The organism is Rothia santali, from assembly GCF_024199905.1.
Taxonomy (GTDB): domain Bacteria; phylum Actinomycetota; class Actinomycetes; order Actinomycetales; family Micrococcaceae; genus Rothia; species Rothia santali.
Genome location: NZ_JANAFB010000005.1, coordinates 1 through 23989 on the forward strand (window position 1 = coordinate 1; position 23989 = coordinate 23989).

22 protein-coding genes and 2 pseudogenes are annotated in these 23989 nt (G+C 73.6%); 7 read left to right on the top strand and 17 right to left on the bottom strand.

The annotated features are described in order from the left end of the window. The 5 genes from NBM05_RS03095 to dapB form a co-directional block, all read right to left on the bottom strand. Positions 1–1179 (bottom strand): DNA translocase FtsK 4TM domain-containing protein (locus NBM05_RS03095; protein ID WP_254165044.1); only part of this gene is annotated, 1179 nt, incomplete at its 3' end. A 94-nt stretch (positions 1180–1273) separates the two neighbouring features. Then, on the bottom strand, positions 1274–2980 hold the full coding sequence (locus tag NBM05_RS03100; protein WP_254165046.1) for a ribonuclease J: 1707 nt from the start codon (positions 2978–2980) through the stop codon (positions 1274–1276). A gap of 60 nt (positions 2981–3040) precedes the next feature. Continuing rightward, positions 3041–3970 carry a 4-hydroxy-tetrahydrodipicolinate synthase gene (gene dapA, locus NBM05_RS03105; RefSeq protein WP_254165048.1) on the bottom strand — a complete coding sequence of 310 codons (930 nt, stop codon included), beginning with the start codon at positions 3968–3970 and terminating at the stop codon, positions 3041–3043. 24 nt (positions 3971–3994) lie between these two features. Then, positions 3995–4609 carry a hypothetical protein gene (locus tag NBM05_RS03110; RefSeq protein WP_254165050.1) on the bottom strand — a complete coding sequence of 205 codons (615 nt, stop codon included), beginning with the start codon at positions 4607–4609 and terminating at the stop codon, positions 3995–3997. A gap of 3 nt (positions 4610–4612) precedes the next feature. Then, a complete protein-coding gene (gene dapB / locus NBM05_RS03115) occupies positions 4613–5368 on the bottom strand; it encodes a 4-hydroxy-tetrahydrodipicolinate reductase (protein WP_254165052.1) in 756 nt (251 codons plus the stop codon). Positions 5369–5573: 205 nt separating this feature from the next. On the opposite strand from dapB, the gene NBM05_RS03120 reads away from it, so the two are divergent. Continuing rightward, positions 5574–6878, top strand: a complete 1305-nt coding sequence (locus NBM05_RS03120; RefSeq protein ID WP_254165054.1) for an acyltransferase family protein — start codon at positions 5574–5576, stop codon at positions 6876–6878. 127 nt (positions 6879–7005) lie between these two features. Further along, complete coding sequence (locus NBM05_RS03125; RefSeq protein ID WP_254165056.1) at positions 7006–7572, top strand: SGNH/GDSL hydrolase family protein; 567 nt, start codon at positions 7006–7008, stop codon at positions 7570–7572. 45 nt (positions 7573–7617) lie between these two features. On the opposite strand, the gene NBM05_RS03130 is transcribed toward NBM05_RS03125, so the two are convergent. From NBM05_RS03130 to rpsO, 3 genes are all read right to left on the bottom strand, one after another. After that, the gene (locus NBM05_RS03130; protein WP_254165058.1) at positions 7618–8952 is read right to left on the bottom strand and encodes a M16 family metallopeptidase; all 1335 of its coding nucleotides are present in this window, start codon (positions 8950–8952) and stop codon (positions 7618–7620) included. A 202-nt stretch (positions 8953–9154) separates the two neighbouring features. Further along, positions 9155–11395, bottom strand: a complete 2241-nt coding sequence (locus NBM05_RS03135) for a polyribonucleotide nucleotidyltransferase (protein ID WP_254165059.1) — start codon at positions 11393–11395, stop codon at positions 9155–9157. A 246-nt stretch (positions 11396–11641) separates the two neighbouring features. Then, a complete protein-coding gene (gene rpsO / locus NBM05_RS03140) occupies positions 11642–11911 on the bottom strand; it encodes a 30S ribosomal protein S15 (RefSeq protein ID WP_254165060.1) in 270 nt (89 codons plus the stop codon). A gap of 247 nt (positions 11912–12158) precedes the next feature. On the opposite strand from rpsO, the gene NBM05_RS03145 reads away from it, so the two are divergent. Next, positions 12159–12749 carry a DNA-3-methyladenine glycosylase gene (locus NBM05_RS03145; RefSeq protein WP_254165061.1) on the top strand — a complete coding sequence of 197 codons (591 nt, stop codon included), beginning with the start codon at positions 12159–12161 and terminating at the stop codon, positions 12747–12749. 64 nt (positions 12750–12813) lie between these two features. Here the strand turns inward: NBM05_RS03145 and NBM05_RS15335 are convergent, their stop codons facing one another. Then, on the bottom strand, positions 12814–13632 hold the full coding sequence (locus NBM05_RS15335; protein WP_309248106.1) for a methyltransferase domain-containing protein: 819 nt from the start codon (positions 13630–13632) through the stop codon (positions 12814–12816). A gap of 27 nt (positions 13633–13659) precedes the next feature. Next, on the bottom strand, positions 13660–13965 hold the full coding sequence (locus NBM05_RS03155; protein WP_254165062.1) for a hypothetical protein: 306 nt from the start codon (positions 13963–13965) through the stop codon (positions 13660–13662). A 135-nt stretch (positions 13966–14100) separates the two neighbouring features. Here NBM05_RS03155 and NBM05_RS03160 point away from each other — a divergent pair, with 135 nt between their 5' ends. The 3 genes from NBM05_RS03160 to NBM05_RS03170 all read left to right on the top strand — a co-directional run bounded on the left by NBM05_RS03160 (position 14101) and on the right by NBM05_RS03170 (position 16227). After that, positions 14101–14559 carry an S-ribosylhomocysteine lyase gene (locus tag NBM05_RS03160; RefSeq protein ID WP_254165063.1) on the top strand — a complete coding sequence of 153 codons (459 nt, stop codon included), beginning with the start codon at positions 14101–14103 and terminating at the stop codon, positions 14557–14559. Beyond that, complete coding sequence (gene mtnN, locus NBM05_RS03165) at positions 14556–15302, top strand: 5'-methylthioadenosine/S-adenosylhomocysteine nucleosidase (RefSeq protein WP_254165064.1); 747 nt, start codon at positions 14556–14558, stop codon at positions 15300–15302. Before NBM05_RS03160 ends, mtnN begins: the two co-directional genes overlap by 4 nt. 97 nt (positions 15303–15399) lie before the next feature. Beyond that, positions 15400–16227: an aldo/keto reductase gene (locus NBM05_RS03170; RefSeq protein WP_254165066.1), complete on the top strand. Its 828-nt coding sequence runs from the start codon at positions 15400–15402 to the stop codon at positions 16225–16227. Between the two features lie 59 nt (positions 16228–16286). Here NBM05_RS03170 and NBM05_RS03175 read toward each other — a convergent pair whose 3' ends face one another. From NBM05_RS03175 to NBM05_RS03190, 4 genes are all read right to left on the bottom strand, one after another. Beyond that, positions 16287–17297, bottom strand: coding sequence for a bifunctional riboflavin kinase/FAD synthetase (locus NBM05_RS03175; RefSeq protein WP_254165068.1), 1011 nt, complete (start codon positions 17295–17297; stop codon positions 16287–16289). Between the two features lie 80 nt (positions 17298–17377). Further along, the gene (locus NBM05_RS03180; protein ID WP_254165070.1) at positions 17378–18172 is read right to left on the bottom strand and encodes a DUF4345 domain-containing protein; all 795 of its coding nucleotides are present in this window, start codon (positions 18170–18172) and stop codon (positions 17378–17380) included. A gap of 75 nt (positions 18173–18247) precedes the next feature. Continuing rightward, positions 18248–18712, bottom strand: coding sequence for a hypothetical protein (locus NBM05_RS03185; RefSeq protein WP_254165072.1), 465 nt, complete (start codon positions 18710–18712; stop codon positions 18248–18250). Positions 18713–18764: 52 nt separating this feature from the next. Beyond that, the gene (locus NBM05_RS03190) at positions 18765–19136 is read right to left on the bottom strand and encodes a hypothetical protein (protein ID WP_254165163.1); all 372 of its coding nucleotides are present in this window, start codon (positions 19134–19136) and stop codon (positions 18765–18767) included. A gap of 47 nt (positions 19137–19183) precedes the next feature. On the opposite strand from NBM05_RS03190, the gene NBM05_RS03195 reads away from it, so the two are divergent. After that, positions 19184–19417 (top strand): hypothetical protein, encoded by a 234-nt coding sequence (locus NBM05_RS03195; RefSeq protein WP_254165171.1) that lies wholly within the window; start codon positions 19184–19186, stop codon positions 19415–19417. A gap of 11 nt (positions 19418–19428) precedes the next feature. Here NBM05_RS03195 and truB read toward each other — a convergent pair whose 3' ends face one another. The 3 genes and pseudogenes from truB to infB form a co-directional block, all read right to left on the bottom strand. Next, complete coding sequence (gene truB, locus NBM05_RS03200) at positions 19429–20286, bottom strand: tRNA pseudouridine(55) synthase TruB (RefSeq protein ID WP_373689268.1); 858 nt, start codon at positions 20284–20286, stop codon at positions 19429–19431. Positions 20287–20388: 102 nt separating this feature from the next. Continuing rightward, positions 20389–20910 (bottom strand): annotated as a pseudogene (gene rbfA / locus NBM05_RS03205) (30S ribosome-binding factor RbfA); the annotation flags it as partial. Between the two features lie 146 nt (positions 20911–21056). After that, positions 21057–23955: pseudogene (gene infB, locus NBM05_RS03210) on the bottom strand (translation initiation factor IF-2). Positions 23956–23989 lie beyond the last annotated feature (34 nt).

The window sequence follows — 23989 nt, forward strand, 5'->3', positions numbered from 1 at the left end:
CCCGCCGGAGTGGGCGGCGCCCTCGTGGGCGGCGCCGGCCCCGCCGGGCTGCTCGCGCGCGGCGTCGTCGGCGCCCTTGACGCCACGGGCCCGGTTGAACTTGCCGAGGTCGAACAGCTCGGACTTCCGGCGCTTCTGCCGGGGCTCCTCCGGGCCGGAGGTCTGGTCGAAGAGCCGGGTGCGGGCATCGGCGTCGTCGCCGGCCGGGCGGCGGCCCGCGGCGGGCGCATCGATCGGCCCGGTCTCGGCGTCGAGCAGGGCCTGGGTGAACGCCTCGTCGCCGCTGTAGCCGTCGAGGGACCGGTCCTGCCTGTCGCGCTTGCGGCGCCCGAACAGGCCGCGTTTGCGGGAGGCCTGGGGCGCGGCGTCGGAGGAGAAGGACTCCTGGAGGTAGCTGCGGTCGTGACCGCGCTCCTCGCCGGGCCGGGCCGGCGGCTTCTCCCCCATGAGCCGGGCGAGGCCGCCGCGGATCCGCGGGACGATCTGCCGCACGGGCGTGGCCGTGACGATCAGGACGGAGACCAGCAGGAGGAGGACGTGCAGGGCCATGGCGCCCGGGCCGGAGATCAGCTTGGCCAGCGTCCCCCCGGCGAGCAGGCCGACGATGCCGCCGCCCCCGCGGATGGCCTCGAGGCCCTCCCCGATGCCCGGGGAGCCGGCGGCCAGGTCGAACAGCGAGGACCCGGCGATGGTCATGAGCAGCAGCCCGATGGCGATCCGGTTGTTGGCCCCCATCTCGGTGGGGTGCCGGAAGGCGCGCACGGCGAAGCCGCCCAGCAGCACGGGGGCCGCGAGCGCCATGAGCCCGAAGGTCCCGGCGGCCACGGCGTGCCACGCGAGCGCGGGCCAGGCGGCGGCCTGGGCGCCGATCGCGGCGAAGTTCCACCACTCGACGGCGGCGGTGATCAGCGCGAGGACCAGCATGAGCAGCGCCCCGCCGTCGCGCCGCTCCTCGGGGCCGACCTCGGTGCGCAGCGTGCCCATGCGGCGGATCGCGCCGCCGACCACGTGGGCGACGCTCAGCCAGGCGCCGACGACGACCCGCACCAGCCAGGGAGGCTGCTCGGGTGAACGCGCGGGCGCCTTGGCGGGCCGCCGGGTGGACTTCGTGGATCCTCCCGACTTCCGGCCCTTCGAGGAGGCGCCCTTCTGGGGGGTGGGGGAAGTTCGAGTCGCCATATCACTCAAGGGTACTGGATACGACGACGGGCCCGGGAGACGGCGACGGTGAAGTGCGCCATCCCCCGGGCCCGCTGCGCGAGCGGCCGGCGGCCTACTTCTCGCGCTTGGACTCCACGACCACGGGGATGATCAGCGGCTTCCGGCGCAGCTTGCGCCCGACCCACTGGCCCACGGTGCGGCGCACGACCTGCTGCAGCTGGTGCGTGCTGGGCTTCTTGCCCGACGAGTCCGCCAGGGCCTCCTCCACCGCGGAGGAGATCTTGGGGATGATCGAGGAGAAGACCGAGTCAGACTCGGCGACGCCGCGGGTGTGGATGTCCGGCCCGGCGATCACGCGCTTGGACTGGCGGTCGATGACCGTGACGATCGAGACGAAGCCCTCCTCGCCCAGGGTGCGGCGGTCGCGCAGGTCGGTGTCGGTGATCTCGCCGACCGACTTGCCGTCCACGTAGATGTAGCCGCACTCGATCGCGCCGACGATCTTGGCCTCGTGGTCCTTCATGTCCACCACGATGCCGCTCTCGCCCAGCAGCACGTTCTCCTCGGGCACGCCCGTCTCGATCGCGAGCTTGCCGTTGGCGAGCAGGTGCCGGACCTCGCCGTGCACCGGCATGACGTAGCCGGGCTCGAGGATGTTGTAGCAGTACAGCAGCTCGCCCGCGGCCGCGTGGCCGGAGACGTGCACCTTGGCGTTGCCCTTGTGGACCACGTTGGCACCGAGCTTGAGCAGCCCGTTGATGATGCGGAAGACGCTGTTCTCGTTGCCGGGGATCAGGGACGAGGCGAGGATGATCGTGTCGTCCTGCTCGATCTGAATCTGGTGGTCGCCGGTGGACATCCGGGACAGGGCGGCCATCGGCTCGCCCTGCGAGCCGGTGCACATCAGCACGACCTGGTCGTCGCGGTAGTCGCCGACCTTCTTGAGGTCGATCAGGATGTCATTGGGTACGTGCAGGTAGCCCAGCTTCTCCGCGATGGACATGTTGCGGACCATCGAGCGGCCCACCAGGGCGACCTTGCGGCCGTGCTCCGCGGCGGCGTCGATGACCTGCTGCACGCGGTGCACGTGCGAGGAGAACGAGGCCACGATGATCCGCTTGGGCGAGTCGCGCATGACGCTGGAGAGCACCCCGCCGATGTTCTTCTCGGTGGGGGTGAAGCCGGGGACCTCCGCGTTGGTGGAGTCGGGCAGGAACAGGTCCACGCCCTCCTCGCCCAGGCGGGAGAAGTGCCGCAGGTCGGTCAGGCGGCCGTCCAGCGGCAGCTGGTCCATCTTGAAGTCGCCGGTGTGCAGCACGGTGCCGGCCTGGGTGCGGATGAACACGGCCAGCGCGTCGGGGATCGAGTGGTTCACGGCGATGAACTCGCACTCGAAGGGCTTGAGGTCCTCGACGTCGCCCTCGACCACGGCGAGGCTGCGGCTGCGGATCTTGTGCTCCTGCAGCTTGGCCTCGACCAGGGCGAGCGTGAGCTGCGAGCCGATGAGGGGGATGTCGGGGCGCCGCTTGAGCAGGTAGGGCACCGCGCCGATGTGGTCCTCGTGGCCGTGGGTCAGCACCATGCCCACGACGTCGTCCAGGCGGTCCAGGACGTAGTTGAGGTCCGGAAGGATCAGGTCCACGCCGGGCTGGGTCTCCTCGGGGAAGAGCACCCCGCAGTCGACGATCAGCAGCTTGCCGTTGAGCTCGTAGACCGTCATGTTGCGGCCCACCTCGCCCAGCCCGCCGAGCGGGATGACCCGGAGGGTGTTGCGCCCGAGCTTGGGAGGCTTGGGCAGGTCGTACTGGATATGGGTCACGGGACCCCTTTCTGTGTGAGGGCCCGGCCGCCTCACTGGCGGCCGGGCCCGGATGTCTCTCTAGCTGATGGTCGAGGCGACCACGGAGCCCTCCAGATCGGAGCGGATCAGCGCCAGCTCCTGATCCGTGGGGCTCACGTGGGGCAGGCGCACCGCGTCGGATGCGAGCCTTCCCTGCCACTTGAGGATCGTCTTGGCGGCCACGGCGCCGGGGGCGCGGGTCATGGTCGCCTTGGCCACCGGGTGCAGCTCGCGGTGGATGCGGCGGGCCTCCTCGAGGTCCCCGGCCACGGCGGCGTCGATCATCTTCCGGAAGCGCTCCGGGTCCACGTGGGTGGTCACGCCGACCAGCCCGACCGCGCCGACCGAGAGCCAGGGCAGCGTGAGCCCGTCGTCGCCGGAGTAGTACTGCAGGTCCGTCCGGGACATGACGTCGGTGCCGGCCGCGAGGTCCGCCTTGGCGTCCTTCACGGCCACGATGTTGGGGTGCTCCGCGAGCTCCACGATGGTCTCGGGGTCGATCGCGATGCCGGCGCGGCCCGGGATGTCGTAGAGCATCACGGGGGTGTCCGCGGCGTCGGCGACCGTGCGGAAGTGGGCCAGCAGGCCCGCCTGAGTGGGCTTGTTGTAGTACGGCGTGACGACCAGCAGGCCGTCCACCTTGGCCTTCTCGGCCAGCTCGGTCAGGTGCAGCGTGTGCGCCGTGTCGTTGGAGCCGACGCCGGCCACGATCTTGGCGCGGTCGCCCACGGCGTCCTTGACCACCTGGAAGACCCGGGCGTTCTCCTCGTCGGTCATGGTCGAGTACTCGCCCGTGGTGCCGCAGACGACGAGGCCGTCGTTCCCGCGGTCCACGAGCTCGGCCGCGAGGCTCGCGGTCGCCTCCTCGTCCACCGACCCGTCCGCTGCGAACGGGGTGACCATGGCCGTCAGCAGACGACCGAAGAGGGGCTCTGTGGCGGGCTGGTTTCCGAACGTAGTCTCAGACATAGTGCCCAGGGTACCGCACATCCGTCACTTCTCCCCGTCATAGAGGGCGTGCGGAGGACGGCCCCGCCAGATGCCGACGGCGTCGCGCATCGAGCGGCGGGCGCGCTTGCGGTCACCGGAGGCGTCGTAGGCCAGGGAGAGCCGGAACCAGCGCCGCCAGTCCCCCGGGTCCTCCTCGACCGCGCCCCGGTAGGCCGCGAACTCGGCGTCGGCCGCGTCCCGGTCCACGCGGCCCGAGTCGGTCCGCGGGAGCGTGTCCTCCGGCAGCCCGCCCTCCTCGGCCAGGCGCCCGGCGAGCTGCTGCACGCGCACGCCGAAGAGCACCTCGCGGACCAGCGCCCACGCGCCGACCACCGGGAGGATGACCATGCCGAGGCCCAGCAGCGTCGGGGCCCAGCCGCCCGCGAGCAGCAGCAGGACGCCGCGCTGCGCCGTCGCGCCCAGGTAGAGGGCCAGCAGGGCGATCGTGATGGCGGCGAAGGTCTTGCCCTTGCGCGTCGAGTCGACGAAGACGAAGACGGCGCTGAAGGCGAGGACGACGAGGATGAACAGGCGCGTGCCCGGGGGCAGGGGCAGCAGCCAGACGGTGGCCGCCGCCAGCACGGCGGCGCCGGCCACGAAGTAGCGCAGCGATCCCACGCCCTAGTCCAGCTCCAGGTATCCGTCGAGGCCGTGGGTCAGCCCGGGGGCCGAGCCGACCCGCCGCACGCCCAGCAGCACGCCGGGCATGAAGGAGACGCGGTCGAAGGAGTCGTGGCGGATGGACAGCTGCTGGCCCGTGTCCCCGAGCAGGATCTCCTCGTGGGCCACGAGGCCGCGCAGGCGCACCGCGTGCACGTGCACGTCCTCGATCACGGCCCCGCGGGAGCCCTCGGGATCCGACTCGGTGGCGTCCGGGCTGGGGGCGACGCCGGCCTCGCGCCGGGCCTCGGCGATCAGCTGCGCGGTGTGCCGCGCGGTGCCCGAGGGCGCGTCCAGCTTGTTGGGGTGGTGCAGCTCGATGACCTCGACCGACTCGAAGTACCGCGACGCCGCGGCCGCGAACTTCCCCGCCAGCACGGCGCCGATCGCGAAGTTCGGCGCGATGAGCACGCCGGTCTCCGGGTGCTCGTCCAGCAGGTCCCGCAGGCGCTGCAGCTTCTCCTCGTCCCAGCCGGTGGTGCCCACCACGGCGTGCATCCCGTGCTCGACGGCGTAGCGGACGTTCGCCTCGCTGACGGAGGGGACGGTGAGGTCGACGACGATGTCGGCCCCGGTCCCCTCCAGCGACTCGAGGGGGTCCCCCGACCCCAGGGCCGCGACGAGCTCCAGGTCCGCGGCGGAGTTGATGGCTTTGACGGCCTCCGAGCCCATGCGGCCGGCGGCGCCCAGGACGGCTACCTTGATCACGTCAGTCATCCCTCCACCTTAGCGGGTGCCCGCGACACAACCGGCCGGCACGGGGTCATCGAGACGCTCGCCACGCTCCCGCTCGCTACGATGGAGTCCGGCGCGCGGCCCGGCCTCCCGAGCCGCCACGCCCTGTCGCCACGCTTTGTCGCCGCGCCCGGTGCACTCCGCGCGCGACGCCGCCCGCCCCGCCTCCCGAGGAACCAGCCCGCCCATGCCCACCGCGCCCGCCGCCACGCCCTTCGGCACGGCCGTCTCGCCCCGCGACGGCGACCGGCGGTTCGTGCTGCGCGGCCTGGACGGGCTGCGCGCCCTGGCGGTGGCCGGCGTCGTCGTCTTCCACCTCTGGCCGGGGCTGCTGCCCGGCGGGCTGATCGGCGTCGACGTCTTCTTCGTGATCTCCGGGTACCTCATCACCGCGCTGCTGCTGCGCGAGGCCGCCTACACCGACCGGATGCGGCTGCCGCAGTTCTGGATGCGGCGGCTGCGGCGGCTCGTGCCGGCGATGCTCGTGTGCGTCGCGACCTGCGCGGGCCTGGCCGCGCTGATCGGCGGCGATGTGCTGGCGGGCATGCCCCGCCAGCTCCTCTCCGCGCTGACCTACACGACCAACTGGGCGGGCATCGCCGCCGAGCACGACTACTTCCAGCAGACCTCCCCGGAGCTGTTCACCAACTTCTGGTCGATCGCGGTGGAGGAGCAGTTCTACCTCCTGTGGCCCGTGCTCCTGGTGCTCGCCTGCATGCTGCTGGCCACCTGGCGCGCGCGGCGCCGGGTCCCGCTGGCCCTGGGCGGGCTCTCGGTCCTCGCGATGGCCGGGGTCCTCTGGGCCACGGGGGACGCGACCCGCGTCTACTACGGGCTGGACACCCACGCGTTCGGGCTCATGGCGGGCGCCGCGCTCGCCCTGGCCGTCCCCTGGAGCATGTACCCGCGGCGCGACGCGGGCGGCGAGCGGTCCCCGGGCGTCCCGCGGCGCTCCGGGGCGCTGAACGCCGCGCGGATCGTGCTGGGCTGGGTCAGCCTCGCGATGCTGCTGCCCACGGCCCTGCTGCTCACGGAGGCCCAGCCCCGGGTGCTGTTCCCGGGGGGCCTGCTCGCGGCGTCGCTGCTGGCCCTCGGCGTCGTCCAGTGCCTGCTGCCCGACGTGCGCGGGACCGGGGCCGAGGGGCTGCGGCGGCTGCTGTCCCTCCGCCCGCTCGCCTGGGTCGGGGCGCGCTCCTACGGCATCTACCTGTGGCACTGGCCCCTGTGGGTCCTCGCCCACTACGCCGCACCGGGCGCGGACGCGGGCGTGCGCGGCGGCGTCGTGCTGGCGCTGACCGTGGGGGTCGCGGCGGCCTCGTACCGGTGGGTCGAGAACCCCGTGCGCCGGCTGGGGTTCGGCGGGGCGGTGGGGGCCCTGCTGGGCGGGCTGTTCCGGCCGGGGCGGCCCGCGCGGCCGCGGCCGCCGCCCTGGCCGCCGCGGTGGCCGGGGTCCTCGGCGTCGGCGCCGCGTGGGTCGGCGCGCCGGAGATGACCGAGGCACAGCGGGTGGTCGCGGAGGGGGCGGAGTCCGTGGCGAGCGAGCCCGCTCCCCGCCGCCCGCGCCGGAGGAGCCCGCCGCGAGCGAGGGCCCGGAGGAGCCGCGGCCCGCGGGCGAGGGCGTGACGGTGATCGGGGACTCGGTGACGCTCGCGGCGGCGCCGGCGCTGAGCGAGGCGCTGCCCGGGCTGACGGTCGACGCCGCGGTCTCCCGCGACGTCGAGGACGGGATCGCCGCGCTCCGGGAGCGGCTCGACGCCGGCACCCTCGGCGGGATCGTGGTCGTCTCGCTGTCGACCAACTCCGAGATGACCCGGGAGAAGATCGACCGGGTCGTGGAGATCGCGCGGACCGGGGAGCCGCGGAGGGTCGTGCTCGTCACCGGGCAGGCTCCCCCGGAGCTGACCTGGGTCGAGGCCTCGAACGCGGCGGTGCGGGAGGCCTCCGGCCCCGGTGGGCCCGCCGTGCTGGCCGACTGGGCGGCCGCCAGCGCGGGCCGCCCGGAGCTGCTGGTCTCCGACGGCGTCCACCCGCAGCCCGAGGGCCAGCGGCTCTACGCGCGCACGATCGCCGACGCCGTCGACCGGGCCCGCGCGGAGCCCGCGCCCGGCGGGCCGGGCCCGGTGCGTGAGACCCGACGCGCGAGTCGAAGGCGCCTGCACCGGCGGCGCGCGCTCCCGGCCGCCTGAACCGGCGGCGCCCGGGACCCGCCGCGCGAGGCCCGGGCGCCCGGCTCAGGCCCCGACGACCGTCAGGACCGTCTCGCGGGAGGCCAGCTCGGCCGCCAGCTCCCGCACCTCCGCCGCGGTCACGGCGCGCAGGGAGGCGAGCAGCTCGTCGAGGTCGGTGAAGTGCCCGGTGTCCAGCTCGGAGCGGCCCAGGCGGGACATGCGGGAGCCGACGTCCTCGCTGCCCATCACGGTGGACCCGCCCAGCTGCCCGGTCACCTTGGCGAGCTCGGTGGGGAGCATCTCCTCCGCGGCCATGCGGTCCAGCTCGGCCCGCATCAGGTCGGTCACCAGGGCGACCTTCTCCGGGGTGCAGCCGGCGTACATGCCGAAGTACCCGGCGTCGGAGTACGAGCCCGCGAAGGAGAAGGTGTTGTAGGCCAGGCCGCGGCGCTCGCGGATCTCCTGGAACAGCCGGGAGGACATCCCGCCGCCCAGGGCCGCGTTGAGCACCGACATCGCGAAGCGGCGCTCGTGGCCCGCGATCAGCCCGGTGGTGCCGAGGATGACGTTGGCCTGCTCGAAGGTGCGGTCCACCCGGTGCTCGCCGAACTCGGGGGCGAGCGGGGACGGACGGCGCACGCGGCGGGGGCGCGGCGTGACGCCCTCGGTGAGGTCCCAGCCCGCGCGCTCCAGCGCCTCCAGGACCAGCTCGACCAGCTCGTGGTGCTCCAGGCCGCCCGCGGCCGAGATGACCAGCCGGTCCGGGGTGTAGTGGCGGCGGTAGTGCTCCCACACGGCGTCGCGCTCCACGGCGGTGATCTCCGCGGGGGTCCCGCCGATCGGGCGGCCCAGGGGGTGGCGGCCCATGATCTGGGCGGTGAACTCCTCGAAGGCGACGTCGGTCGGGTCGTCGAGGTCCATCGCGATCTCCTCGAGGATCACCCCGCGCTCCTGCTCGAGCTCGGCGGGCTCCAGGACCGCGGAGGTCACCATGTCCGCGATGACGCTCACCGCCATCGGCACGTCCTCGGAGAGCACGCGCGCGTAGTAGCAGGTGTGCTCCTTGGCGGTCAGGGCGTTGGACTCGCCGCCGACGGCGTCGAAGGCCTCGGCGATGTCCAGCGCGGTCCGGTTCGCCGTGCCCTTGAACAGCAGGTGCTCGAGGAAGTGCGTGGAGCCGAGCATCCCGGGCTCCTCGTCGCGCGAGCCGACGCCGACCCAGAAGCCGAGCGCGACGCTGCGCTGGCTGGGCATCCGCTCGGTGACCACGCGGACGCCGCCGGGCAGCACCGAGCGGCGGACGTCGTTGCCGCCCTCGCCGGAGTAGACCAGGCGGCCGGTGCGGTAGTCGAGCTCCTCGGTCAGGCGCTGCGGGTCGAGGGAGAGGTCGTAGGGCATGAGGGGTGTGTCAGCTTTCGGTGGGTCGGGGTGGGGCGAGGGGTCGGGGAGGGCCCCGGACGAGGGGGCCGGGAGGAAGGCCCGAACGAGGGGGCCGGGGAAGGGCCCGGACGCCGACGACGCCGCCCGTCCCGGTCCCCGGGGCACCCGGGGGTGCTGCGGGAACGGGCCGGACGGCGTCGTCGTGCGTGGGCGGGGACGCTTAGGCCTCCGCGTCCTCCAGGGCCTCGGACTCCTCGGAGTCCTCGGTCACGGGGGCCAGGGACAGCTTGCCGCGGTCGTCGATCTTGGTGATCTCGACCTGGACCTTCTGCCCCACGCCGAGGACGTCCTCGACGTCGTTGACGCGCTTGCCCTCGTTGAGCTTGCGCAGCTCCGAGATGTGCAGCAGGCCGTCCTTGCCCGGGGTCAGCGAGACGAACGCGCCGAACGTGGTGGTCTTGACGACCGTGCCCAGGTAGCGCTCCCCCACCTCGGGGACCTGCGGGTTGGCGATCGCGTTGATCGCCGAGCGCGCGGCCTCGGCCGAGGGGCCGTCCACGGCGCCGATGAACACGGTGCCGTCGTCCTCGATCGAGATGTCGGCGCCGGTGTCCTCCTGGATCTGGTTGATCATCTTGCCCTTGGGCCCGATGACCTCGCCGATCTTGGAGACCGGGACGTTGACGGTGATGATCCGCGGGGCGAACTCGCTCATCTCGTCCGGGGCGTCGATCGCGGAGGTCAGCACCTCGAGGATGTGCAGGCGGGCCTCGCGGGCCTGCTTCAGCGCGGCGCCCAGCACCGAGGCGGGGATGCCGTCGAGCTTGGTGTCGAGCTGGATCGCGGTCACGAACTCGGAGGTGCCAGCGACCTTGAAGTCCATGTCGCCCAGCGCGTCCTCCGCGCCCAGGATGTCGGTCAGCGCGGCGTAGCGGGTCTCGCCGTCGACCTCGTCGGAGACCAGGCCCATCGCGATGCCGGCGACCGGGGCCCGCAGGGGCACGCCGGCGTTGAGCAGCGAGAGGGTCGAGGCGCAGACGGAGCCCATCGACGTCGAGCCGTTGGAGCCCAGCGCCTCGGAGACCTGGCGGATCGCGTAGGGGAACTCCTCGCGCGAGGGCAGGACCGGGGTGATCGCGCGCTCGGCGAGCGCGCCGTGGCCGATCTCGCGGCGCTTGGGCGAGCCCACGCGGCCGGTCTCGCCGGTGGAGTAGGGCGGGAAGTTGTAGTGGTGGATGTACCGCTTGGACTTCACCGGGGACAGCGAGTCGATCTGCTGCTCGAGCTTGAGCATGTTCAGCGTGGTGACGCCCATGATCTGGGTCTCGCCGCGCTCGAAGATCGCGGAGCCGTGCACGCGGGGCAGGACCTCGACCTCGGCGGTCAGCTGGCGGATGTCGGTGAGCCCGCGGCCGTCGATCCGGACCTGGTCGGTCAGGATGCGCTGGCGCACGGTCTGCTTGCTGATCGCGTTGAACGCGCCGTTGACCTCGTCCGCGCGGTCGGCGAACTCGGCGCCCTCGCCGGCCAGGGCCTCGAAGACCTCCTGCTGGAGCTCGGCCGAGGCGGTCTCGCGCTCCTGCTTGCCGGCGATCGAGTAGACGTCCTTGACCTTCTGGCCGAAGCGGGACTCCACGGCCTGGGCGACGTCGTCGCCGTAGCCGCCGAAGCGGGGCAGCTCCATCTGGGGCTTGCCGGCGCGCGCGGCCAGGTCGGCCTGCGCCTGGCACAGGGCCTTGAGGAACGGCTTCGCGGCCTCGAGGCCCTCGGCGACGACGTCCTCGGTGGGCGCCTGGGCGCCGCCCTGGATGAGGTTCCAGGACTGGTCGGTGGCCTCGGCCTCGACCATCATGATCGCGACGTCCTCGGTGCCGTCCGCCTTGGTCACGATGCGGCCCGCGACGGCCATGTCGAACACGGCGTTCTCGAGCTGCGAGTGCTTGGGGAAGGCGACCCACTGGCCGTCGATCAGGGCGATGCGCACGCCGCCGACCGGGCCCTGGAAGGGCAGACCGGACAGGACGGTGGACATCGACGCGGCGTTGATCGCCACGGTGTTGTAGATCTCGTCCGGGTCGATGGTCAGGACGGTCACGACGACCTGGACCTCGTTGCGGATGCCCTTGGTGAAGGCGGGGCGCAGCGGGCGGTCGATGAGCCGGCAGGCCAGGATCGCGTCGGTGGACGGGCGGCCCTCGCGGCGGAAGAACGAGCCGGGGATGCGGCCCGCGGCGTACATGCGCTCCTCGACGTCGACCGTCAGCGGGAAGAAGTCGAAGCCCTCGCGGGGGTTCTTGCCCACGGCCGTGGCCGAGAGCATGCTGGTGTCCTCGTCGATGGAGACGAGGGTGGCGCCGGCGGCCTGCTGGGCGAGGCGGCCGGTCTCGAAGCGCACGGTGCGCTTGCCGAATGCGCCGTTGTCGATGACGGCTTCTGCGTACTGAATCTCGGGACCCTCCACGGGTCACCTCCGTTTCTCGTTGGTGCGCGGCGCCGCGCGTTACGAGACTCGGTCTTCGATCGAGGCCCACGGAATCCGCTGGGGACTCCGGAGGCCACTACCGAGGACCGCACGTCGCGCGGGCCGCGCCGGTATGGTCTGCGCGCCGACCGGCTCCTGCCGGGCGGGCGCCCCCGTCATGCGATGCGGGCGGCGCCCTCCGATCAACCGATGGATCGGGAGGCGCCGCCCCCTCGCTGCGACGTCCTAGCGGCGGATGCCGAGGCGCTGGATCAGCGCACGGTACCGCTCGATGTCGACGCGGCGCAGGTAACCGAGCAGGTTACGGCGGCGGCCGACGAGGATCATCAGACCACGACGGGAGTGGTGGTCGTGCTTGTGGAACTTGAGGTGCTCCGTCAGATCGGAGATCCGGCGGGTCAGGACCGCGGCCTGGACCTCGGGCGAACCGGTGTCGCCCTCGACGGTCGCGTACTCCTTGATGATTTCCTGCTTGACAGCGGGATCGAGTGCCACTGAGTTAACTCCTAGAGTCAGTGCCGTGAACGGCCCCGGTGCGACGTCTGCCGCCGGGGACCCGCCCGGGTCCGCTTCCCGGCGCCGGCGCGCGGGCCGGCCGCCGGATGCGGGGTGGGAGGGGCGCCCGGCAACCACGGACTGCAGCCAGACGCGTCCCCGAGTCTATCGGATCGCGGGGGCGGGTGAAAGGCATGTGACCGGGGCGTCACCCGCGCGCCGCCCCGGCTCGTGCCAGGATGGACGGATGATCGACTTCACCGACACGGCCGACGTCGTGGCCCCGCAGCTGCTCGGCGCGGTGATCCACCGGGGCGACGTCGCGATCCGGCTCACCGAGGTGGAGGCCTACCTCGGCACCGGCGACCCCGCGTCCCACTCCTACAAGGGCCCGACGCCGCGCTGCGCCACGATGTTCGGCCCGCCCTCGCGCCTGTACGTCTACGCCTCCTACGGCATCCACCGCGCGGGCAACCTGGTCTGCTCGCCGGAGGGCATCGGCTCGGGGGTGCTGCTGCGCGCCGGGGAGGTGCTGTCCGGCTGGGACGAGGTCCGCTCGCGCCGCGGCGAGCGCGCGGAGGACGCCGGCCTGGCCCGCGGGCCGGGCAACCTCGGCTCGGCGCTGGGCTTGAGCCTCGAGGACGACGGCGCCCCGCTCGGCCAGTTCGGCCCCGGCCGCAGCGCTGAGTTCTTCCTGGAGCCGCCGCTCCGCCGGGTCGAGTCGGTGCGCGGCCGGCGCATCGGCATCTCGCGCAACGTCGACGCGCCCCTGCGGTTCTGGATCCCCGGGGACCCGACGGTCTCGAGCCCGCGGACGCGGCGGACCGCGCCGGCCTGAGGGCGCGCCCCGCACGCCGGCCGCCGCGGCCCGGGCCGTGCCCCCTCGGCTCCGTCGCGTCGCCTCAGTCGCGCGTGGCCACCGCGAACACGCGCCGGAACGGCAGCACCGTCCCCGCCTCCCCCGCCGGGTAGGCCCGGCGCAGCGCCGGGTAGGCCCGGCGCAGCGCCGCCCGGTACTCCCGGGCGAAGCGCTCGCGCTCGGCGTCGGGCAGGGACTCCAGGACCGGGCGCGCCCCCGTCCCCGAGATCCACTCGAAGACGGGGTCCGGGCCCTGCAGGACGTGCAGGTAGGTGGTCTCCCACGCGTCGACCCGCCAGCCCGGGCGGGCGAGCGCGCGCAGGTACTCCTCGGCGCGCACCGAGGTGTCCCGCAGGCGCGCCGTGACGTGGCGGGCGTACTCCGGGCGGGCCGCCAGCTCGCGCAGCAGCACGTGGGAGGGCGCGTCGAAGTTGGCCGGGACCTGCAGCGCGAGGCTGCCGCCCGGAGCCACCAGGTCGGCCAGCTCCGGGATCATCCCCAGGTGGTCCTCGACCCACTGGAACATCGCGTTGGAGACGATCGCGCGCGGCGCCTCCCCCGGCGCGTCCCGGCGCGCGGCCAGCCAGGCGCGGACGTCGGCCAGGACGTACTCGACGTCGTCCCCGGGCGCGGCGGCCCGGGCGGCGTCGACCATCTCGGGGCTGGCGTCCACCGCCTCGAGGCGGGCGCCGGGGAAGAAGGGGCGCAGGATCGGGGTGTCGGTGCCGGGCCCGCAGCCGAGGTCGACGACGAGCGGGCGGGCCGGGCCCCGTCCCCGGGCGCGGGAGGCACCCGGGCGAGGAGGTCCGCGAAGGGGCGGCTCCGCTCGTCGCCGAAGCGCAGGTAGCGGGCCGGGTCCCAGCGGGGTCCCTCGGCCACGGCCGCGCCCCTACTTCTTCCGGGGGCCGCCGAGGGCCAGCGAGGCCAGCCCGGTCGCGGCGGTCACGGCCGCGACGCTGGGCCACGCGCCCATCTTCTTGGCCAGCGGGTGGGAGGCGCCGAAGGCCGCGAGGTAGACCGCGGTCAGCACGGTCGCGCGGCCGGCCCCGGCGTTCTTCTTCCACCCCGCGAACGCCGCGGCGCCGCCGGCCGCGAGCGCCGCCCCGCCGAGCGGGCGGATCCCGGTGGCGCGGGCGACCTTGTACCCGCCGAGCAGGCCGGCGGTCGAGAAGGCGGTGGGGAGCAGAGCTGACATGGGTGGGTCCTTTCCACGGACGGTCGGATTCATCGGTCTCACCCTCCGGTATATCGGACGAAGCTGGGGGAAGTCAGCACGCCGTGCCGGGCCCGCCGCCTGACATCCGTGCCGCGCGTGCGAAAGAATGGGGGCATGCAGAAGATGAACGTCGAATCCTTCAACCTCGACCACACCAAGGTGGCGGCCCCCTACGTGCGCATCGCGGACCGGAAGGAGCTGCCCGGCGGGGACACCCTGATCAAGTACGACGTGCGGTTCGCCCAGCCCAACCGCGGCCACCTCGAGATGCCCACGGTGCACTCGATCGAGCACCTGACCGCGGAGCACATGCGCAACCACACCGAGGCGCTGATCGACTTCTCGCCGATGGGCTGCCAGACCGGCTTCTACGCCCTGACCCTGGGGCTGGAGCCCGAGGCCTTCCTCCCCGTGCTGGAGGCGACCTTCCGGGACATCCTGGAGGCCGGCGAGGTCCCGGCCGCCAACGAGACCCAGTGCGGCTGGGGGGCCAACCACACCCTGGAGGGCGCGCAGGCCGCCGTCCGCGAGTTCCTCGACGCCCGCGAGGCGTGGGAGGTCGTGTACGCGTGAGCATCCCCTACGCCCCGGTGCTCCCGGCCGCGACGCGGGAGCGCCTCCTGGGCGGCGTCGTGGTCCAGTGCGCCATGGACGAGGAGGTCGCGCCGTTCCTCGAGCGCACCGAGGCCCTCGGCGAGCCCTTCGACTTCGGCCGGGCCCGCTTCCACCCCCGCGTCCACGAGGGGCGCGCCCTGCTGGTGGTGCGCAGCGGGATCGGGCTGGTCAACGCGGCCGGGGCGGCGACGTCGGCCCTCGCCGCCGCGGAGCCGCGGGCGCTGATCTCGGCGGGCTCGGCCGGCGGGCTGCGGGCCGACGTCGAGGTGGGCGACCTCGCGATCGGCGAGTCCTACACCTACACCGACGCCGACGCCACGGCCTTCGGCTACGAGCGCGGCCAGGTCCCCGGCATGCCCGAGCGGTACCGCGCCGCCCCGGCCCTGCTCGAGGCCGCCCGCGCGCTGGAGCCGGAGGGCGGCCGGCACCTGGTGGGCCAGATGCTCGCGGGCGGCTCCTTCGTCACGGCCGCCAACGTCAAGGACACCCGCGAGGCCTTCCCCGACGCCGTGTCCACCGACATGGAGACCACCGCGATCGCGCAGGTCGCGGACAGCACCGGCGTCGACTTCCTCTCGCTGCGCGGGATCTCCGACCTGTGCGGGCCGCGGGCGGACCAGGACTTCCACATGGCGGTCGAGGTGGTCGCGGCACGCTCCGCGGCGGCCGCGCTGGCCGTGATCGCCGCCTCCCGCGCGTAAGATCGACAGCAATCCGTCCGACGCCGGGCCGCCCGGTCCGGCGTCGGACCCCGGCCCGCACGCGCCGGGACCGACGCCGACCACCGAGGAGACCCCGATGCACGAGCACACGATGAGGGACGGCCACCGGATCCCGGCCCTGGGCTTCGGCACCTACCCCATGTCCGACGCCGAGGCGGAGGTCAACGTCGCCGAGGCGATCATGCGCGGCTACCGGCTGATCGACACCGCGGCGCAGTACGGCAACGAGCGGGGCGTGGGGCGCGGGCTGGCCAACGGCGGCGTCGACCGCGAAGAGCTGTTCCTCACCACCAAGCTCGCCGGCAAGGACCACGGCTACGAGGCGACCATCGCGGCCGCCGAGGCCTCGCTGCGGCGCCTCGGGACCGACTACCTCGACCTCTACCTCATCCACTGGCCCAATCCGGGCGTCAACCTGTACGTGGAGTCGTGGCGGGCGCTGATCGCGCTCAAGGAGCGCGGGCTGGTGCGCTCGATCGGCACCTCGAACTTCCTCCCGGCGCACCTCGACCGGCTCCGGGAGGAGACCGGCGAGGTGCCGGCCGTGAACCAGATCGAGGTCCAGGTCCAGGCCCAGCAGGAGGCCGCCCGGGCCTACCACGAGGAGAACCGGATCATCACCGAGAGCTGGTCGCCGCTCGGCCGGATGAGCACCCTGGAGGACATCCCCCAGATCGGCAACATCGCCGAGGAGCTGGACGTGACGCCCGCGCAGGTGGCCCTGCGGTGGCACGTGCAGAGCAAGCTGGTGCCGATCCCCAAGACCTCGGACGTGGGCCGCATGGAGCAGAACCTCAACATCTTCGACTGGGAGCTCAGCCCCGAGCAGATGGAGGAGATCGAGCTGCTGAACACGGGGATCACCCGCAGCGGCTACGACCCCCGCACCCACGAGGAGTTCTAGGCGGCGGGGGCGCCACGCCGTCCTCGGGAGGGGCCCGGGCCGCGGCGCGAGGAGGGCCCCTAGGACGCCTCGCGCGGGGCGTAGGCCTCGGCCCGGGCCAGCGCCTCCTGGGCGTCCTCGACGTCGCGGGCCATCTGCTCGATGAGCGCCTCCAGGCCGCGGTAGGCCACCATGGGGCGCAGGTGTGCGACGAACTCCAGCAGGACCTGCTGGCCGTAGAGGTCGAAGTCCTCGACCTGCTCCTGCGGGCGCCCCATCACGTGCGCCTCGACCTGGCGGGAGACGCCCTCGAAGGTGGGGTTGGAGCCCACGGAGATCGCGACCGGCCAGCGCGTCCCCGCCCGGTCGTGGAGCCAGCCGGCGTAGACGCCGTCGGCCGGGATCAGGCCGTCAGAGTCGGCGGCCATGTTGGCGGTGGGGAAGCCGAGCTCGCGCCCGCGGGCCGCGCCGTGCACGACCTCGCCGCGCATCCGGTGGTGCCGGCCGAGCAGCAGGCCGGCCGCCTCGACGTCGCCCTGGGCCAGCAGCTCCCGGATCCAGGTCGAGGAGCAGCGGCGGTGGGGGTTCTCCGCGCCGAGGTCCCCGAGCTCGTCGTCGACCCCGAGGTCCTCGACCACGACGACGTCGAACCCGTATCTCTCCCCCAGCTCCTGCATGGTCGACAGGTCCCCGGCGTTGCCCTGGCCGAAGCGGACGTCGGCCCCGATCACCACGCGCTGGGCGCCCAGGCCCTCGACGAAGGTCTCGCGGATGAACTCCTCGGGCGACTTCCGCGCGAACTCCAGCGAGTACGGGAGCAGCGCGAGGGCGTCGAGCCCCAGCCCGGCCAGCAGCTGCGAGCTGTCCCGCTGGCCCATGATCGGGAAGTGGGGCTCGTCGGGCCGGTGGACGAGGGCGGGGTGCGGGTCGAAGCTGATCGCCACCGACCGCAGACCGCTCCGGCGGGCCTCCTCCACGAGGGTGCTGATCACGCGGGCGTGGCCGCGGTGCACGCCGTCGAAGTTCCCGATGGTCACCGCCGTGGGGCCGTACCCGGCGGGGACCTGCTCGAGGCTGGTGAAGCAGTCCACGTCTCTCCTTCGTGCGCACGTGGGCCCGCCGGGCGGCGGGCCGAGACCAGTGTAGTCGCTGCGGCCGGGGCCGGACCGGCTCAGGCGCGCCCGGCGCCCGACGCCGGGGTGCGGCCGGTGGCCATCTCCCGCCGGATGGAGTTGGCCTTGCGGATCCAGCCGTACCAGACCAGCAGGCAGGGCGGGATGACCAGGTCCAGCACCATCAGCACGATCATGCTCCAGTGCGGCAGGCCGAAGAAGGCCCAGGCCAGGATGCGGCCGATGCCGCCCAGGAAGATCGTGAAGCACACGAAGCTCAGCATGTTGGCCCACTTGAACTTCACGGCGATGGCGATCAGCGCCGCGCCGACCCCGCAGAGCACCGCGGCCAGGCCCGCGTAGGAGGAGGCCACCGTGGCTCCGCTGGCCGCGGCGTCGCCGGGCAGCGAGCCGGTCCCGGCGAAGACCTGCCAGACGCCGTAGGCGACGATGAGCGCGCCGTAGAGGGCGATGACGACCCGGAATAGCGTCCAGTCGTGGGGCGTGCCGTCCTCGGCGCCGCGCCGCTTCCGCCCGTCCTTCGCCGCCGGCCGCTTGCCGGCGGTGGTCTTCGCACCGGAGGCCTTCGCGGCGGCCGAGCCCTTGCGGCCGGCGTCCGCTGGCCGCCCGGCGTCCGACGCCCGGCCGGGGTCCGACGCCCGGCCGGGGTCCGACGCCGGCCGGGCGGGATTCGTCTCGGGGAACGCGGCGGTCTCGGGCACCGCGGCGCGGTCGGGACCCGGGGCTCCGGCGCCCGAGGATCCCGGTGCTCCGGCGCGAGCGGCGTCGGGAGCCTGACCGCGTCGCGGATCGGACGGGGTGCCGCCGGGTTCGGGAGTGGGACGAGTGCTCATCTGGATCACCTTCCGGGCTGTCGAGCGAGGTTCGCTGATTCCAGATTACGTGCATCCGCCCTCGCCGCGGACGGTTCAGCGCGCAGCGATCCGTCCGGGTCGGTTCCGGTACAGCCAGAGCAGCCCGACCACGGGCAGCACGAGCGGGACGTACCCGTACCCGGAGCCGAAGTGGGACCAGACCGAGGCCAGCGGGAACAGCTCGGGCCGCAGGAACGAGAAGGTCCCCACCCCCAGCACGCCGAGGAGCTCGACGCCGATCGTGGCCACCGCCGCCCAGTAGGCCCGCATCCCGCGCGTCGCCAGCGCGACCGTGGCCGCGACGTAGACGACCGCCGCGATCGCGGAGAGCACGAAGGACAGGGGGGCCTCGTCGAACTTGGTCGCGATCTGGTACGCGGCACGGGCGCCGGCCGAGAGGGAGAACAGGCCGTAGACGGCCACGATGATCATCCCGGGCCCCCGGGACTTCTGCTGGGGGCCGCCGTGCGCCGACGCCGCGTCCCGGTCTCCGGCGCCCGCCGAACGGGTCGAGCTCATCCGTGCCTCGCTCTCTGCGGAGGCCGCCGCGGCGGCCTCGCTGGTGTGGACTCTAGTAGTAGTACCAGAGCATGTTCATGCGCTGGATCATGACCACGATGATCGGCCCGGCCACCGCCAGCATCAGCGTGGACCATCGCGTGCGCTCGGTGAGCGACCACACGAAGGTCCCGGCCGGGATGATCATCGCGGTCAGCAGGTAGCCGTAGTACTCCCAGGCGTCCCCGGCCGGGCCGTCGGTCGCGAACTGCATGACGATCGAGCCGACCAGGTAGACCACCAGGAAGGCCTCGAGCAGCAGCACCGAGCCCTGCGAGAGGTCGTCCGGCGCCTTGCCGCGCAGGAACTGGACCAGGCAGACGATCGCGGAGGCCCCGCCCAGCAGGAGCGAGATCCAGAACCACAGGTCGTATCCCGCGATCACGACGCCGCCCCCTCCCGGTCGAAGCGCTGCCCCGACTCGAAGACCAGGTGCGGCACCGCGACGTCGCGGCCCCGGCGATGCTGGTCCTGCGCGAGGGCGACGAGGCGGCCATCGGGGGCGAAGCACGCCGTCAGCAGGCGGGCGGGGACGACGGCGTCGCTCCGGCCCGGTGCCTCCGGCGCGGGGGCGTCTCCGGGCCGTGTGGCCGCGACGTCTCCGCCCGGCTCCGCGCCGCCGCCGGCCGGCAGCGCCGTCGCCCGCCGGGGCGGCGTCGGCCGTGACGGCGCCAGCCTCAGGTTCCGCCGGTGCCGAGGGGGCGATCCAGCGGCCGTTGGAGAGGTCCGATGGCCTCCTCGGCCGTGAGCTCCCGGACCGCGAACAGGCGGCGGGCCGCCTCCTCGAGCGGCAGCAGCGGCAGGCCGCGGCCGGACTCGGCGGCGGCCGCCAGCTCCTCGAGGGTCGCGGCGTCGTCGAGCACGACGTCGCCCACCCGCGTCCGCCGCAGCGCGGTCAGGTGGCCGCCCACGCCGAGCGCGCGCCCAAGATCCCGGGCCAGCGCCCGGATGTAGGTCCCGGAGGTGCAGGAGACGACGACGTCGAGGTCGATCGCCCCGGCGGGCGCCTCCCCCGCGCCGTCGGCCGCCGCGTCCCGACGGACCGTGGTCAGCTCGAACTCGTGGATCGTCACCGGGCGGGCGGCGAGCTCGACGTCCTGCCCCGAGCGCACCCGGGCGTAGGAGCGGACCCCGTCCACCTTGATCGCGGACACCGAGGACGGCACCTGCCGGATCTCGCCCGTGAGCTCGCGGATGCCGGCGCGGATGGACTCCTCGGTCACGGCCGCCAGCGCCTCCGGGGAGGCGGTCTCGAGCGGGTCGCCCTCGGCGTCGTCCGTGACCGTGGAGACGCCCAGGCGGATGGTCGCCGCGTACGTCTTCGACGCGCCGCTGACCCAGGTCAGCAGCTTGGTGGCCTTGTTGACCCCGATCACGAGCACGCCGGTGGCCATGGGGTCCAGCGTGCCGCCGTGGCCGACCCGGCGGGTCCCCGCGACGCGGCGCATGCGGGCCACGACGTCATGGCTCGTGAAGCCGGCCGGCTTGTCCAGGACGATCAGCCCGGACGGCCCGCTCCCCTGCTTCCGGGCCACCTACTCGGCGTCTCCGGTCCGGCGGGCGGAGCCCTCGGCGTCGCGCTCCTCGGCGGACGACGCAGTGTCCTCCCCCTCCTCGACCTCCTCGGCCGTGACGGGCGAGCCGGAGTCCGGGTCGGCGGGCTCCTGGTCGGCGTCGCCGGACAGGTCCTCCTCGACGGGGTCGTAGGCGGTCATGAGGTCTTCCTCTCCCTCGGTCTCCTCGTCCTCCCGCTTGTACGGGTCGGACTCGCCCGCGTAGGCCGCACCCTCGGCGGCCTCGGCGAGCTCGGCGTCCCGGGCGCGGGCCTGGCGCAGGATGTCCTCGATGTGGCTCGCGTTCTCGGGCACCTCGTCGGGCACGAACGTCAGCGTCGGGGTCAGCCGGGCTGTGATGTTCTTGCCGACCTCCGAGCGCAGCACGCCCTTGGCCGACTCGAGGGCGGCGCGGGTCCCGGCCGTCTCCTCCTCGGTGCCGTACACGGTGTAGTACACGGTCGCGTGCTGCAGGTCGTTGGTCACGCGGGCGTCGGTCACGGTCACGAACCCGAGCCGCGGGTCCTTGATCCGCCGCTCCAGGGCGCGGGCCACGATGACCTTGATGCGATCGGCCATTCGGGCCGCGCGGGCTGCATCAGCCATGCTCTCTCCTTGCTCTCGCGGCCCCGGCACGGGGCGCGCTCTCGGTCAGCCGCGACGGGCCGGCCCCCGGGGTCTCCCCCGGTGAGCCGGCCCGTCGTGCGCGCCGCCCCGGCAGGGGGCGGCGCTCCTCATCGGTGCGGCGCGTGCTAGACGCGGGGCTTCTCCCGAAGCTCCCAGGTCTCGATGATGTCGCCTTCCTTGATGTCGTTGAAGGAGCCGAGCCCGATGCCGCACTCGTATCCCTCGCGCACCTCGGTGGCGTCGTCCTTGAACCGGCGCAGCGACTCGATGGTGAGGTTGTCCCCCACCACGTTGCCGTCGCGGACCAGGCGGGCCTTGGCGTTGCGGCGCATGATGCCGCCGCGCACGATCGAGCCGGCGATGTTGCCCCACTTGGAGGAGCGGAAGACCTCGCGGACCTCCGCCGAGCCGAGCTCGACCTCCTCGTACTCCGGCTTGAGCATGCCCTTGAGGGCCTGCTCGACCTCGTCGATGGCCTGGTAGATGACGGTGTAGAACTTCATCTCCACGCCCTCGCGCTCGGCGAGGTCCGTGACGCGCTCGGCCGGGCGGACGTTGAACCCGATGATGATGGCGTTGTCCACCGTCGCCAGGTTGACGTCGTTCTGGGTGATCGCGCCGACGCCGCGGTGGATGACCCGCAGCTGCACCTCGTCGCCGTTGCCGACCTCGATCTTGTAGAGCGAGTCCTCCAGCGCCTCGACGGCACCGGAGACGTCGCCCTTGATGATGAGGTTGAGCGTGTCCATCTTGCCCTCGGCCACGGCCTCGTCGAAGGACTCCAGCGTGACGCGCTTGCGGCGCTTGGCCAGCTGGGCGTTGCGGTCCGCCGCCTCGCGCTTCTCGGCGATCTGGCGGGCGGTGCGCTCCTCCTGCGTGGACAGGAAGGTGTCGCCCGCTCGCGGCACCGTGTTCAGGCCGAGGACCTGGACCGGACGCGAGGGCTCGGCCTCGGTCACGGCCTGGCCGTTCTCGTCGAACATCGCGCGCACGCGGCCGTGGGCCACGCCCGCCACGATGCTGTTGCCGACGCGCAGCGTGCCGGACTGGACCAGGACGGTCGAGACCGCGCCGCGGCCCTTGTCGAGGTTGGCCTCGATCGCGACGCCGCGGGCGTCCTTGTCCGGGTTGGCCAGCAGCTCCAGCGCACCGTCCGCGGTGAGGCACACGGCCTCGAGCAGCGAGTCGATGTGCTGGTTCTGGCGCGCGGAGACGTCGACGAACATGGTGTCGCCGCCGTACTCCTCGGGGACCAGGCCGTACTCGGAGAGCTGGCCGCGGATCTTGTCCGGGTTGGCGCCCTCCTTGTCGATCTTGTTCACCGCGACCACGATCGGCACGCCGGCCGCCTGGGCGTGGTTCAGCGCCTCGACGGTCTGCGGCATGACGCCGTCGTCGGCGGCCACCACGAGCACCGCGATGTCGGTGACCTTGGCACCGCGGGCACGCATGGCGGTGAACGCCTCGTGGCCCGGGGTGTCGATGAAGGTCAGCTTGCGGTCCTGGCCGTCGACCTCGGTGGTGATCTGGTACGCGCCGATGTGCTGGGTGATGCCGCCGGCCTCGCCCTCGATCACGTTGGTGTTGCGGATCGCGTCGAGCAGACGCGTCTTGCCGTGGTCGACGTGGCCCATGACCGTGACGACCGGGGGACGCGCCTCCAGCTGCTCCTCGGTCTCGGCCTCGCGCTCGCCCTCCAGGTCGATGTCGAAGGACTCGAAGAGCTCGCGCTCCTCGTCCTCCGGTGAGACGATCTGGACCTGGTAGCCCAGCTCCTCACCCAGCAGGGCGAAGGTCTCCTCGTCCAGGGACTGGGTCTGCGTGGCCATCTCACCGAGGTGGATGAGCACCGTCACCAGCGCGGCGGGGTTCGCGTTGATCTTCTCGGCGAAGTCCATGAGCGAGGCGCCGCGGCGCATGCGGATCACGGTCTCGCCGTTGCCGCGGGGGACGACGACGCCGCCCACCGCGGGAGCCTGCATCTGCTCCAGCTCGTGCCGCTTCGCCTGCTTCGACTTGCGCTGCTTGCGCTTGGAGCCGCCGCGGCCGAACGCGCCCTGCGCGTTGCCGCGACCGCGGCCGGGACCGCCGCCGCGGGCGGGGCCGCCGCCACCGGGGCCGCCGCGGCGCGGGCCGCTGCCGGCACCCGCGCCGGCACCCGGGCGTCCTCCGACGCCGGGGCCCATCTGGCGGGCATCATGTTCGGGCTGGGCGCGCGCCGCCGCTGGCCGCGGGCGCGGGGCGCCGGGACGACCCGCACCGGCCGCCTGGCCGGGACGCGGGCGCCCTGGCCCTGGGCGGGACGCGGGGCACCGGGGCGGGGACCGCCGCGGCGCTCGCCGCCCTGACCCTGTCCCTGGCCGGCCTGGCCGGGACGCGGCGCGCCGGGGCGCGGGCCGCCGCGGCGCTCGCCGCCGCCCTGGCCGCGGCCGCGCATGCCCTGCTGAGAGGCGAAGGGGTTGTTGCCCGGACGCGGCGCGCCCGGCTTGGGGCGTTCGGGCGCGCGGCCGAGGGCCGCGGACCGGGGTCGGCGCGTCGGAGGGGCGTCGCTCGCGCGCATGCCCTGCTGCGAGGCGAAGGGGTTGTTGCCGGGACGGTGCCCGGCTTCGGCGCGGGCTTGGCGGCCTGCGGGGCCTCCTGGGCGGGGCGCTCCTCGCGGGCCGGGGCGGCCTGCTCCGGGGCGGGCTTGGCCTGCGGGCCCGGCTTGGGCGCGGAGGACTGCGGACCGGGCGTGGGCGCGGTCCGGCCGGCGGTGGCGGGGGTCGCGCCCGAGGGCTTCGGGGCGGCGCCGGGCTTGGCGGCGTCGTTCCCGGGCTTGGGCGCGGAGGTCTGCGCGGACTGCTGGCCGGGCCGCGGGGACTTCCCCCGGCCGGCGAAGGCGGTGCGCAGCTTCTTCTCCACGGGGGGCTCCACCGTGGAGGATGCACCTCGGACGTACTCGCCGAGCTCTTGCAGCTTGGCGACGGCTTCCTTCGAGGTGACGTTGAGCTCCTTGGCGAGCTCGTGAACGCGGGGCTTAGCCACATTTCTCCTGTCTCGGTCTGCGCCGAAACAGGCC